Origin of the sequence: Micrococcus sp. HSID17227, assembly GCF_003989405.1 — a bacterium.
Classification (GTDB): Bacteria; Actinomycetota; Actinomycetes; order Actinomycetales; family Micrococcaceae; genus Micrococcus; species Micrococcus luteus.
Genome location: NZ_RBLN01000041.1, coordinates 1 through 12,273, shown reverse-complemented (window position 1 = coordinate 12,273; position 12,273 = coordinate 1). Strand labels below are relative to the sequence as shown.

10 protein-coding genes, 1 tRNA gene and 1 other RNA gene are annotated in these 12,273 nt (G+C 72.6%); 7 read left to right on the top strand and 5 right to left on the bottom strand.

Annotated features, from left to right (window positions below):
- Positions 1-180: 180 nt before the first annotated feature.
- Positions 181-963, bottom strand: a complete 783-nt coding sequence (locus D8M29_RS04110; protein WP_061867548.1) for an electron transfer flavoprotein subunit beta/FixA family protein — start codon at positions 961-963, stop codon at positions 181-183.
- Positions 964-1,142: 179 nt separating this feature from the next.
- On the opposite strand from D8M29_RS04110, the gene D8M29_RS04105 reads away from it, so the two are divergent.
- The 3 genes from D8M29_RS04105 to D8M29_RS04095 all read left to right on the top strand — a co-directional run bounded on the left by D8M29_RS04105 (position 1,143) and on the right by D8M29_RS04095 (position 4,865).
- The gene (locus tag D8M29_RS04105; protein WP_127445807.1) at positions 1,143-2,057 is read left to right on the top strand and encodes an NUDIX hydrolase; all 915 of its coding nucleotides are present in this window, start codon (positions 1,143-1,145) and stop codon (positions 2,055-2,057) included.
- A gap of 184 nt (positions 2,058-2,241) precedes the next feature.
- Positions 2,242-3,660: an L-serine ammonia-lyase gene (locus tag D8M29_RS04100; RefSeq protein ID WP_036384036.1), complete on the top strand. Its 1,419-nt coding sequence runs from the start codon at positions 2,242-2,244 to the stop codon at positions 3,658-3,660.
- Positions 3,661-3,767: 107 nt separating this feature from the next.
- The gene (locus D8M29_RS04095) at positions 3,768-4,865 is read left to right on the top strand and encodes a YihY/virulence factor BrkB family protein (protein WP_227717929.1); all 1,098 of its coding nucleotides are present in this window, start codon (positions 3,768-3,770) and stop codon (positions 4,863-4,865) included.
- Positions 4,866-4,958: 93 nt separating this feature from the next.
- Here D8M29_RS04095 and D8M29_RS04090 read toward each other — a convergent pair whose 3' ends face one another.
- Both D8M29_RS04090 and D8M29_RS04085 read right to left on the bottom strand, forming a co-directional pair.
- The gene (locus D8M29_RS04090; RefSeq protein WP_127445806.1) at positions 4,959-5,939 is read right to left on the bottom strand and encodes a thermonuclease family protein; all 981 of its coding nucleotides are present in this window, start codon (positions 5,937-5,939) and stop codon (positions 4,959-4,961) included.
- A gap of 150 nt (positions 5,940-6,089) precedes the next feature.
- Complete coding sequence (locus tag D8M29_RS04085; RefSeq protein ID WP_127435285.1) at positions 6,090-7,022, bottom strand: tryptophan-rich sensory protein; 933 nt, start codon at positions 7,020-7,022, stop codon at positions 6,090-6,092.
- 114 nt (positions 7,023-7,136) lie between these two features.
- On the opposite strand from D8M29_RS04085, the gene D8M29_RS04080 reads away from it, so the two are divergent.
- Positions 7,137-8,033 (top strand): haloacid dehalogenase, encoded by an 897-nt coding sequence (locus D8M29_RS04080; protein WP_127435286.1) that lies wholly within the window; start codon positions 7,137-7,139, stop codon positions 8,031-8,033.
- A gap of 128 nt (positions 8,034-8,161) precedes the next feature.
- Entirely contained in the window at positions 8,162-9,877 is a 1,716-nt protein-coding gene (gene poxB / locus D8M29_RS04075; RefSeq protein WP_127435287.1) for a ubiquinone-dependent pyruvate dehydrogenase, read from the top strand.
- 87 nt (positions 9,878-9,964) lie between these two features.
- Here the strand turns inward: poxB and D8M29_RS04070 are convergent, their stop codons facing one another.
- Both D8M29_RS04070 and D8M29_RS04065 read right to left on the bottom strand, forming a co-directional pair.
- Positions 9,965-11,527: a sodium:alanine symporter family protein gene (locus D8M29_RS04070; protein ID WP_127435288.1), complete on the bottom strand. Its 1,563-nt coding sequence runs from the start codon at positions 11,525-11,527 to the stop codon at positions 9,965-9,967.
- 218 nt (positions 11,528-11,745) lie between these two features.
- Positions 11,746-11,831, bottom strand: a tRNA-Ser gene (locus tag D8M29_RS04065).
- A gap of 155 nt (positions 11,832-11,986) precedes the next feature.
- Here D8M29_RS04065 and ffs point away from each other — a divergent pair.
- Both ffs and D8M29_RS04055 read left to right on the top strand, forming a co-directional pair.
- Positions 11,987-12,083, top strand: an RNA gene (gene ffs, locus D8M29_RS04060) — signal recognition particle sRNA small type.
- 16 nt (positions 12,084-12,099) lie between these two features.
- Positions 12,100-12,273: glutamate--tRNA ligase family protein (locus D8M29_RS04055; protein ID WP_238693321.1), on the top strand; the 174-nt coding region annotated here is incomplete at its 3' end.

Below are 12,273 nucleotides of genomic sequence, written 5' to 3'. Positions count from 1 at the left end.
CCTCCGCATCGGTCACGAGGACGGCCTCGGGCACGCCCACGGTGGCGGCCGCGCCGAGCAGCTCGGCCACGACCGGGCGGAGCGCGCCGTCCGCGCCGATCTCGGCGTGCACCAGCACGGTCTGACCGCTGTTCGCGGCGTCGGTCTGCGTCGTCATCTCGGTCTCCTCCACGTTCGCGCTCACACGAGCCCCCGACCCGCGAGGAACTCCACCAGCCGCTCGGCGGCGGTGCCGTCGTCGGTGATCTTCTCGCCCGCGGCGCGCTCGGGACGCGTGTCCGCCGAGACCATCACGGAGCGGTAGGCGGCCTCGGCCGGGCCCGCGGCGATGCCGAGGTCGGCCAGGGACAGCACGGTGAGCGGCTTCTTCTTGGCCGCCATGATGTTCTTGAAGTTCGGGAACCGCGGCTCGGCGGTCTTCTCCGTCAGGCTCGCCACGGCGGGCAGGGCGACGGCGGCGCGCACGTCCGCGTCCGAGGTCGCCACGGTGCCGATCAGCTCGCCGTCGGCCAGCTCGGGGGCCTCGGCGTGCGGCAGGTAGGGCCGCTCCAGGAGCTCGGCGACCATGGCGGGCACCACGCCGGTGCCGCCGTCCGTGGACACCGTGCCGGCGAGCACGAGGTCGGCGCCCTCCTTCTCGACGGCCGCGGCGATCACGCGAGCCGTCTGCACGGCGTCCGAGCCGACGAGTGCGTCGTCGGTGATCTGCACGGCGGAGTCCGCGCCCATGGCCAGCATCTTGCGCAGGGTCTTCGAGGAGTCCTCGGGGCCCACCGTCAGGGCCACGACCTCGATGTCCGCGCCGGCGTCCCGCCAGCCCAGGGCGACCTCCATGACGCGCTCGCTGATCTCGTCCGGCACGGGCTCGGCCGCGCCGTCGCGCACCACCCAGCCGGTCTCCAGGCTCAGCTCACGCTCCTGCCACGTGTCCGGCACCTGCTTGGCCAGCACCAGGATCTTCACGGCCTCTCCTCCTTGGGTCGCGGTCTCGCCCCGGGGCCTCCGCCCCGAGCACAGTGACTTACGCTACAGACTACGGGTCCGCGCACGTCCGGGCCGCATGACCCGCGCGCGGGAGCGGCCGGGGCCGCCGTCGTCGGCCCGTGCGTCCGGACCATGATCGCCCGAACCGAGGAGGCACCGTGAGCCCCGCCGCCCCGCCCACCGCCCCGCCGGTCGCCGAGGACCGGCCCCGGGTCCCGGCGGTGCCCGCCTCCTCCCTCGTGCTGGTCCGGCCCGGGGCCGGCGGCGAGACCTCGGTGTTCACCGTCCGCCGCGCCGGGACCATGGCCTTCAGCGCCCACGCCACGGCCTTCCCCGGCGGCCGCGTGGACCCCGCGGACGACCTGTCGGACCGATTGTGGGAGGGCACGGACCTGGCCGACTGGGGCCGGCGCCTGGGGCTGCCGCACGAGCCCGTGGACGCCCAGGGCACCCTCGCGGAGCTCGACCCTGCCGAGGGCGCCGGCCGCGTGCGCGCCGCCGCCGTCCGCGAGACGTTCGAGGAGACCGGGGTGCTCCTGGCCCGCGACGCGGCCACCGGCACCCCCGTGGACCCGGCCCGGGTGGCCGCGTTCCCCGACGAGCTGCGTGACGCCGTCGAGCGCCACGAGGTGGACTTCGGGGAGCTGCTCGACCGCGAGGGGCTGCGCCCCGACGTCGGCGCGCTCGTGCCGTGGTCCCGGTGGATCACCCCGCACGGGGGCCCGCGCCGCTACGACACGTTCTTCTTCGCCGTCCACCTGCCCCAGGGCCAGTCCCCCGAGCGGATGTCCTCCGAGGCGGCCAGCCACGGCTGGGCGTCCCCCGCCGAGCTGCTGCGCCGCTTCCGGGCCGGCGAGGTCAACCTGATGGCCCCCACGTGGTGGCAGCTGCGCACCCTGGTCGACGCCGGTGAGGACGTCCACGCGGGCCGCTCCCGGTTCGAGCCCCTCGAGGGGGTCATGCTCGTGGCCGGGCAGGGGCCCGTGTTCCCCCACGCGGACGAGTATCTGCGTGACCTGACGGCGTTCCGCGCGGCCGCGCAGGTGGAGGAGTCCAAGGACAACATCCTCTGAGCGCTCCCGGCTCCGGACCGTGCGGCGGGCGACGGGCCGGAGAGCACCGCGGACCACGACCCGCGACCCCATGGCCTGCCGGGCCCCGTGCCCCTAGTCTGGTCTGCACCGGATCACCCGGCTCCGCGCGTCCGGCCCCCACCCCCGGCCACCGCGCGTCCCGCTCGCACCCTAGGAGCACTGCATGGCGCTCAGCGTCCTCGACCTGTTCTCGATCGGCATCGGCCCGTCCTCGTCCCACACCGTGGGGCCCATGCGCGCTGCCCGCCGCTTCACGGACAGCATGGGCCAGCACGGCGTCCTCGAGCGCACGGCCCGCGTGCACGCCGAGCTGTTCGGCTCGCTGGCGGCCACCGGCGTGGGCCACGGCTCGGACACCGCGGTGCTGCTCGGCCTGGCCGGCCAGGACCCCGAGACCATCGACCCGGACGCCTGCACCGGGCTCGTGGAGGAGATCGTCACGGGCGGTCGGCTGCCCCTGGACGGGCGCCACGAGATCGCCTTCGACCGGCAGGCGGACCTGACGCTGCACATGCGCGAGTCCCTGCCCGGGCATCCGAACGGCATGCGCCTGACCGCCTACGACGACGCCGGCGAACAGCTTCACACCCGCGACTACTACTCCGTGGGCGGCGGCTTCGTGGTCACCTCGGACGAGCTCGAGGCCGAGTTGGACGCCACCAAGGACGTCAACCGCACCGACGACGGCGACACCGGCGAACCGTACCCCTTCTCCACGGGCGCCGAGCTCGCCGCCCGCTGTCACGAGGCGGGCCTGAGCATCGCGGAGCTCATGCTCGCCAACGAGGCCACCCGCCACGACCTCGACGAGCTGCGCACCCAGCTGCTGGCCATCTGGGCCGTCATGGAGGAATGCGTCCACAACGGCGTGTCCCGCACCGAGCCGATCCTGCCCGGCGGACTGAAGGTCCGCCGTCGGGCCCCCGCGCTGCGGGAGCACCTGCTCCAGACCACCGACCGCACCGACCCTATGTGGGCCATGGAGTGGGTCAACCTCTTCGCGCTCGCGGTGAACGAGGAGAACGCCTCGGGCGGGCGCATCGTCACCGCGCCCACGAACGGCGCCGCGGGCATCATCCCGGCCGTCATGCTCTACTACATGCGCTTCGTGCTCCCCGAGGGCGCCACGCAGCAGGAGCGGGACGACAAGGTGGTCGAGTTCCTGCTCACCGCGGCGGCGATCGGCATCCTGTACAAGCGCAACGCCTCCATCTCCGGCGCCGAGGTCGGCTGCCAGGGCGAGGTCGGCTCGGCCTGCTCCATGGCGGCGGGCGCCCTGTGCGCCGTGCTCGGCGGCACCGTGGACCAGGTGGAGAACGCGGCCGAGATCGGGATCGAGCACAACCTCGGGCTGACGTGCGACCCCGTGGGCGGCCTCGTCCAGGTGCCGTGCATCGAACGCAACGCGATCGCGTCGGTGAAGGCCATCAACGCGGCCCGGCTGGCGCTGCTGGGGGACGGCTCGCACCGGGTGACCCTGGACCAGGCCATCACGACCATGCGCGACACCGGCGCGGACATGAAGTCCAAGTACAAGGAGACCTCGCGCGGCGGCCTGGCCGTGAACGTCATCGAGTGCTGATCGCCCGGGTCCGCGGCCCAGCGCCGCTCCGGTCGGGACGGACGGGGCACCCGTCCGCTACCGTGGGGCCCGACCCGCACCCTGCCCCCGAGCGCGAGAGGACCGACGTGGCCATTCATCCTGTGGACGCGACCCTGGAGGCCGCGAAGATCGATCCCGACCAGCGTGCCGAGAGGCTCAAGGGCGTGAAGCTCGACGGCGCCGGCTGGAAGTACGCGCTCACACGCGCGCTCAAGGAGTTCGGCAACGACGGCGGCACCGACCTGGCCGCGAAGCTCACCTACTACCTGGTGCTCTCGCTGGCTCCTTCCCTGCTGGCCGTGTTCTCCATCCTGTCCCTCGTGCTCGCCTCCAACCGCGGGGCCATCGACGATCTGCTGGGGGAGCTGACCGGCCTGGTCCCGAGCGACTACCAGCCGCTCGTCACGAACCTGGTGACCACCATGAGCGACTCGGCCGGCTCAGGCGGCGGGATCATCGCCCTCATCATCGGCATCGCGACCGCCCTGTGGTCCGCCTCCGCGTACGTGAAGGCGTTCAACCGCTCGGCCAACACGGTGTACGGCTACGAGGAGGGCCGCGGCCTGGTGAAGCTGACGCTGACCAACCTGCTCACCACGCTCATCCTGATCGTGGGCATCGTGGTCGTGCTGCTCTCGCTGGCGCTGAACCGCTCGCTCGTGGACGGCTTCCTCCAGCCGATCGCCGGGCCGCTCGGCATGACCGGCGTGGTGAACTTCCTCTCGGACACGTTCCTGCCGGTGTGGGCGTGGGCGAAGTGGCCTGTCGTCGTCGTGATCCTGCTGGTGCTGATCGCGACCCTGTACTACACCACCCCGAACGTCCAGAAGCCGCGCTTCCACCTCTTCGGCCCCGGCAACATCGTGGCGCTGGTGGGCATGGTGCTGGCCGCGGTGGCCCTGTCCGTGTACTTCACGCAGTTCGCCGGCTACTCGGCGTACGGTGCGATCGGCACGGTCATGGCGCTGCTGTTCGCCCTGTGGATCTTCAACATCGTGCTGCTGCTCGGCCTGGAGGTCGACGCCGAGGTGGAGCGTGCCCGCCAGCTCGAGGCCGGCCTGCCCGCCGAGGCTCGGGTGCAGCTGCCCCCGAAGGACGTGGCCGGGGTGGAGAAGCGCGCCGAGAAGCAGACGGCCGTGGAGGAGCGCGGCTACGAACTGCGGGCGGTCCACGAGGGCCGCTGACCGCGCCCGGCGCGGCGCCGAGCGCACGTTCCGCACCGACAACGACGGCCGCTCACCTGGCGAGGTGGGCGGCCGTCGTCGTGCGCGGGGCCCTCAGCGCCGGGCCGCGCGGTAGCCGCCCGCCTGCGCCGCGGAGGCGGAGGCGTAGCAGTGGCGCGCGTTGGTCTTGCCGTAGTGCTGCTGACCGGGCATGTGGTAGATGCCCGAGTTGTCGTTGGCCTTGACCGGGTGGGAGTCCGGGCACACGGAGTCGGCTCCGCTCACCGGCCCCGCGTCGCCGGCCGCGGGGGCCGCCTCCGGGGCGGGGGCCGGGGCCGCCTCCGGGATGGGCTCGGCCGCGGTGCCGCACTCCCCGGAGAACCTGCCGACGCCGTTCGCCCGGGCCTCCTCCCACGCCGCCTCGACCTCGGGCAGGAAACGGTCGTTGCCGTCGAAGACCGCCGGCTCGCCGTAGCCCAGGCGGGCCATCTCGGCGTTGAGCAGGACGCCGTCGGCGTACACGCCGGCGAGGAGGCGGCCGTAGCGGTCGTAGAGCCGGCGATCGTACCGCAGCACCACCGTGTCGCCGGGGCTGATCATCGACGTCAGCGCCGCCGTCGCCTCCGGTCCCATGCACTCCACCGGCTTCGAGGGGTGACGGGTCTCGGGGGTGTCGATGTTGAGCAGGCGCACCCGCGTGGACACCTCGCCGAGGGTCACGCGGATCGTGTCGCCGTCCGAGATCGACTCGACCGTGACCACGTCTCCCTCGACGTCGGCCGGGGCGGCGGGCGCCGCCGGTCCAGCACTGCGGGAGCCCTCAGCGGCACGCGACTCGGCAGCCCCGCTCGAGGACGACGCCGCGGCGCGCGAGCTCTGCGCGGCGGAGGAGGCGGCCAGCGACGACGCAGCGGCACGGCTCGTCGCAGCCGCGTCGACGGAGGGGGTGGGCGTCGTCGGCATCGTGCTGACCGACGCGGAGGTGTCGGCATCGCTCGCCGGGGTGACGCCGTCGTCGGTGGCGGTGCAGCCGGTGAGCAGGAGCAGGGACAGTGCGGCCGCGGGGAGCGCCGCGCGCAGACGGGCAAGGGGCACGAGGATCCTGGAAGGGAAGGGACGGGGACATGACGAAGGCCCCGCCGTGAGGCGGGGCCTTCGGATCACCACATCATCGCATGTGGGAGGCACAGGTGTTGCCGCACGTCACGACAGCATCGGTCCCCGTTCCGTCAATGACGACGGGGGTCAGCGACGGCCGTCGATGGGGTCGCCGCCGCCGTCGAGTGCGTCGAGGACGAGGTCGCGGGCCTCGCCCGTCGCGGACCGGCGGGAGAGCAGCAGCGCGGCCAGCCAGCACAGCAGGACGATCGCCGCGCCGCCCCACGCCAGGAGGGCGAGGCTGCCCGAGAGCAGCCCCGTGCCGTCCGCGCGGCCGACGCCGATCCACACCAGACCCCACGCGAGCGCGAGGGCCGGAGCCGGGCGGCCGCCGTTGTACACGGCCGTGAACGCGCCCATCAGCACCGCCACCACGAGCATCACCTTCGCCCAGAGGGAGGACTGCCCCGGATCGCCGACGACGCCGGTCGAGGCCAGCCACGCGGCCAGGTTCGCCACGGCGGCGATCGAGACCCAGCCCAGATGCAGGCCCTGCACCCCGTCCAGGAGGATCCGCTCACCCCAGCTGTGCGCGCGGACGGATTCGAGGAGCACCAGGATCCACGCCAGGCATGCCAGCAGCAACGCGATCACCACGACGCTCAGCCCCAGCAGCCCGGCCTGCACCGTCCAGATCCACGCGGCGTTGAGCAGCACCGAGACCAGGATCCACGGTCGCAGGCGGTCGTGACGGGCCGACTGGGCCGAGGGGAGGAACTGCCACACGGCGTACGCCAGCAGGCCCGCGTAGATCACGGACCAGATGCCGAACGCGGGGGTCGCCGGGGACACCCAGGTGGCGTCCGGGCCGAGCCAGCCGCCCGCGGCCTCGGCCACCGGGGTCAGGCCGCCGACGACGCCGGAGCCCAGGAACGCGGCCACGACCGCGAGGATCACGACCACGAGCATGGCCACCCGACCGCCCGTCGAGGACAGCCCCGTCCCCGAGCTGGGGACGCGCGCCGCGGCGTCGGGGCCGAAGGGGCTGCGGGACGGGCCGAGGTCGGTGGCGGTGCTCATGGGTGCTCCCGTGGGGTGATCGTCGGGGGTGTGCCCCGGGCGGGGCGGGTCTCAGGGTCAGCGTAGCCGCCGGGCCCATCGCGGGCATGGGCCACCGCGGCCTAGGGTGGGGGCATGCGCACTTCCTCCCCGATAGGACTCCTGCTGGACGTGGACGCCCCCGTGGCCTCCACCGAGACCCGGACCGTGCCGGAGGGGATCATCGACGTGCTCGTCCGCCTCGCGAGGCGCGGGGTGCCGGTCGGCTTCAACACGGGCCGCTCCACGGACTTCCTCCTGCACAACCTGATCGCCCCGCTGCGCTACGCGGGCCTCCCGGACGACGCTCCCTTCCACGCGATCTGCGAGAAGGGCGCCGTGTGGTTCCCGTTCTCCGCGGTGCCCTCCGGGGACCTGCCCGACGTCACCGTGGACGGCACCGCCCCGGACTGGCTCCGCACCGACCCGGACATGGCCATCGACGCGGACACCCGTGACGCGATCTGGGCCCTCAACGATGAGCGCGCCGGGGACCTGCAGTTCACCGACCGCACCAAGCTGGCCATGGTCTCCCTCGAGAAGACGGTCGGCGCGGACCAGACGGAGTACGAGCGGGTGCGCGACGACGTCGCCGCGCGCGTCGAGGATCTGCTCGCCGAGCGCGGACTCGCCGAGGAGGTGCGCGTGGCCCCCTCGGTGATCTCGGTGGACGTCGAGCACCGCTCCTCCGGCAAGGACCTGGGCGTCGAGCGCTGCTTCGACCTGCTGGCGGAGGCGGGCACCCCGGTGCCCGAACGCTGGCTCACCGCGGGCGACTCGCGCAGCGACTACGCCATGGCCGACCGGCTGCACGAGCGCGGACTCGCCGTGGAGCACATGGACGTGCGGCCCGCCGACGGCGTCCCCGAGAAGCCCTACGGCGTGGTGACGGCGGCGATCCTCGCCGAACGCGGCATCGGCGACGCCGAGGACGTCCACGAGCGGGCGGGCGAGTCCCTGCTGCGCTGGGTGGAGCGCGACCTGCTGCGCTGATCAGGCCGGACGCCCCCTCTGCGGGCGGCCGACCCTCCCCGGGCCTGGACCTCGACCCCTAGCGTGGAAGGCAATGCCGCGCCCCTGCCGAACCGGCCCGGGCGCCTCCCGACCAGAGAGGTTCCACCGTGGCCACCGTCGCCCAGAACATCGTCGAGACCCTCCACGCCTCGGGCGTGCGCCGCATGTACGGCGTGCCCGGGGACTCCCTCAACGGGCTGACCGAGGCCCTGCGCTCCCACGGCGGCATCCAGTGGGTGCACACCCGGCACGAGGAGACCGCGGCCTTCGCCGCCTCCGCCGAGTCCCAGCTCACGGATGAGCTCGCGGTCTGCGTGGGCTCGTGCGGTCCGGGCAACCTCCACCTGATCAACGGCCTGTTCGACGCACAGCGCTCCCGCACCCCGGTGCTCGCGATCGCCGCGCACATCCCGTCGGAGGAGATCGGTTCGGGCTACTTCCAGGAGACCCATCCGCAGGACCTGTTCCGCGAGTGCTCCGTCTACGTGGAGCACGTCTCCTCGGCGGACCAGATGCCCCGCATGCTGCGCACCGCGATGCGGGCCGCCGTCGAGCAGCGGGGCGTGGCCGTGCTCGTGATCCCGGGCGACGTGGCCCTCACCGAGCTCTCCGCGAAGCCCGAGGTGATCCGTCACACGCCGTCCCGCGTCATCCCGGCCGACTCCGTGCTGCGCGAGGCCGCCGAGGCCCTGGACTCGTCCAAGCGGATCACCATCCTGGCCGGCGCGGGTGCGGCCGGCGCCCACGACGAGGTCGTGGCCCTGGCGGAGCGCCTGCAGGCCCCGATCGTCCACGCGCTGCGCGGCAAGGACCGGATCGAGTACGACAACCCGTATGACGTCGGTTTGACCGGCCTGCTCGGCTTCGCCTCCGGCTACCACGCGCTCAAGGAGGCCGAGACTCTGCTGATCCTCGGCTCCTCCCTGCCGTACCGGCAGTTCTACCCCGAGGACGCCACGGTCATCCAGGTGGACGTGCGCGGCGAGCAGATCGGCCGACGGGTGGCCGTGGACGTGCCGCTCGTGGGCGGCGTGAAGGAGACGGCCCAGGCCCTGCTGCCGCTGCTGCGCGGGAACTCGTCGTCGGCGTTCCTGGACAAGGCGCTCAAGCACTACGCCAAGACCCGCAAGGACCTCGACCAGCTGGCCTCCCCGGGACGCGGACGCGTGCATCCGCAGTACGTGGCCCGCCTCCTCGACGAGCTGGCCGACGACGACGTGGTGTTCCTGCCCGACGTCGGCTCCCCGGTGGTCTGGGCCTCCCGGTACCTGACGATGAACGGGCGCCGCCGGATCATCGGCTCCCTGTCCCACGGCTCCATGGCCAACGCGGTCACGCAGGCGGTCGGCGCCCAGGCGGTCGACCCTGCCCGCCAGGTGGTGGCGATGGCCGGCGACGGCGGGTTGGCCATGATGCTCGGCGAGCTGCTGTCGTTCGTGCAGAACGACCTGCCCGTGAAGACGCTCGTGTTCGACAACGACTCGCTGAACTTCGTGGAGCTCGAGATGATGGCCGCCGGGTTCGTCCCCTTCGGGACGGACCTGCAGAACCCGGACTTCGCGGCGATCGCGGAGGCAGCCGGCATCGAGGGCTTCCGCGCGGACCACACGACGGACCTGCCTGCGGTGATGCGCGAGTTCCTCGCCCACGACGGGCCTGCGCTGCTGGTGGTCAAGACCGAGCGTCAGGAGCTGACGATCCCGCCGAGCATCGAGTTCGAGCAGGCCAAGGGCTTCGCGCTCTACGCCATGCGCACCGTCCTCGACGGCAAGGGCACCAAGCTGCTCGACCTCGCGAAGGCGAACCTGCGCCAGCTGTTCTGACCTGCCGCGCACGACGACGCCCCGGACGCTGGCGGCGTCCGGGCCGTCGTCGTGGTGGGGCAGGGAGAGCCCAGCCCCGCCGGTAGGTCAGGCGCGGTGGGCGCCGCCCTCGGCGACGATCGGGTGCTCGGCCGTGCCGGCGACGCCCTGGGTGATCAGGCCGTCGGCGCGGTGCTCCCAGAAGTCCGCGTTGCGGATGCCGAGCGGGCGCGGGTCGAACTGCGGGTCGAGACCCTGGCGCTTCTGTGCGCGGTAGTCCTTGAGGGCCTTGAGGGCCGGGCCCTGCAGCACCAGGATGCCGAGGATGTTCAGCCAGGCCATGGAGCCCACGCCGATGTCGCCGAGGCCCCAGGCCGCACCCGTGGTGGCGACGGCGCCGTAGGCCACCGACACGAGGATCAGGGCCTGCAGGAAGCGCAGCGCGACGCGGCGGACCATGCCGTTGCGCAGGTTGCGCGTGAGGAACACGATGTTGACCTCGGCCATGTAGTAGTACGCCACGATCGTGGTGAAGGCGAAGAACGCCAGCGCCACGGCCACGAACGTGGGGCCGAAGCCGGAGAACATGGCGTCGAAGCCGGTCTGGACGAAGGCCGGGCCCTCGGAGGCCGTCGGCGAGACGATGCCCTCGAACAGCAGGCCGGAGCCGGACCCGTCCGAGTACACCCGGTAGGCGCCCGTGGAGATGATGATGAACGCGGTGGCCGAGCAGACGAAGAGCGTGTCGATGTACACGGCGAACGCCTGCACGAAGCCCTGCTTTGCCGGGTGCGAGACCTCGGCGGCCGCGGCGGCGTGCGGGCCCGTGCCCTGGCCGGCCTCGTTGGAGTAGACGCCGCGCTTCACGCCCCACTGGATGGCGAGGCCGAGGATCGCGCCGAACACGGCGTGCACGCCGAACGCGCTGGCGAAGATGGAGCCGAAGACCTCGGGGATCTGGTCGAAGTTCAGGAACAGCACGATCAGCGCGAGGATGATGTACAGCACGGCCATCACGGGCACCACGTAGACGGCGAACGTCGCGATGCGCTTCACGCCGCCCAGGACGATGAAGGCCAGCAGGATGACCATGGCCAGGGCCACGACCCAGGCGGGCACGGCCCACGCCTCGCCCACGGCCGCGGCCACGCCGTTGGCCTGCACGCCCGGCAGGAAGTAGCTGGTGGCGAAGACGGTGACGACGGCGAACAGGATGGCGTACACCTTGAACGCGGGGGCGGCGGCCGTGTGCTTGTAGGCCTTCTCGAAGTAGTACGCCGGGCCGCCGCGGTACTCGCCGGTGTCCGGGTCGCGCTCCTTGTAGATCTGGCCGAGCGTGGACTCGATGAAGGACGTGGCGGCGCCGAGCAGGGCCATGACCCACATCCAGAACACGGCACCGGGGCCGCCGAACGCGATGGCTGTGGCGACGCCGCCGATGTTGCCCATGCCGACGCGGCCGGCGAGCGACATCATGAGGGACTGGAGGGACGAGGTGCCGTCCGCGGAGTCCTGGCCCTCGCGGAGCTGCTTCACCATGTCCGGGATGTTCACGAACTGCAGGAACATGGTCCGGATGGTGAAGTAGAGGCCGACGATCAGGCAGAGCCAGATCAGGGCCGGGGACCAGATGACGTCGTTCACGGTGGTGATGAGATCTGCGAAGGACATGGGGTCTCCAGATCGGGGTGGGGATGGCCGGTGCGGTGCGAGTTCCGAGCGGCGGCCGCCGGCGGTCCCGGGCGACTGGGGAGAAGGATACGCGCAAATGTGACCCGCGTCTCGCATCCAGCGGGGCGGGCCGCTGACGTCGGGCGCGCGTCCCGCGACGACAGCGGCCCCGGACATGCGAAAAGCCCCGGAACCACTGGGGTCCCGGGGCTTATCTGCGGAGGATGGGGGATTTGAACCCCCGAGGGCTGTTAACCCAACACGCGTTCCAGGCGTGCGCCATAGGCCGCTAGGCGAATCCTCCTTGGTGCGCCCTCATGCGGCGGACCGCGCGAGGGCAGGCTCCATAATAACCAGATCGTCCTGGGCCGCGCCAATCCCCCGCGGGAGGCGCGGGCCCGGCCCGGGGCTCGCCGCGGCCCGAATCGCCGCGCCCGCCGCCACCCTGGTAGAGTCGTCGGCGGCCCCTCACGTGGTGTCATCTCGCTGAACTCCCCCAGGACCGGAAGGTAGCAAGGGTAGGTGGGCTCTGGCAGGTGCGTGAGGGGTCTTCACTTTCCCCAGGAGATCCCATGCCCGCCGGACGCTACGCCCCCTCCCCCACGGGAAGCCTGCACCTGGGCAACCTGCGCACCGCGCTCGTCGCGTGGCTCGCCGCGCGCGCCACGGACCGCGCCTTCCTGCTGCGGATCGAGGACCTGGACCGCGTCCGCTCCGGGGCCGAGGCCGGCCAGCGGGCGGACCTA

Bases quoted from the DNA above. Each gene is read 5' to 3' on its own strand.
- D8M29_RS04085 (WP_127435285.1), bottom strand. From the start codon at position 7,022: ATGAGCACCGCCACCGACCTCGGCCCGTCCCGCAGCCCCTTCGGCCCC.
- D8M29_RS04080 (WP_127435286.1), top strand. From the start codon at position 7,137: ATGCGCACTTCCTCCCCGATAGGACTCCTGCTGGACGTGGACGCCCCC.
- D8M29_RS04070 (WP_127435288.1), bottom strand. From the start codon at position 11,527: ATGTCCTTCGCAGATCTCATCACCACCGTGAACGACGTCATCTGGTCC.
- D8M29_RS04100 (WP_036384036.1), top strand. From the start codon at position 2,242: ATGGCGCTCAGCGTCCTCGACCTGTTCTCGATCGGCATCGGCCCGTCC.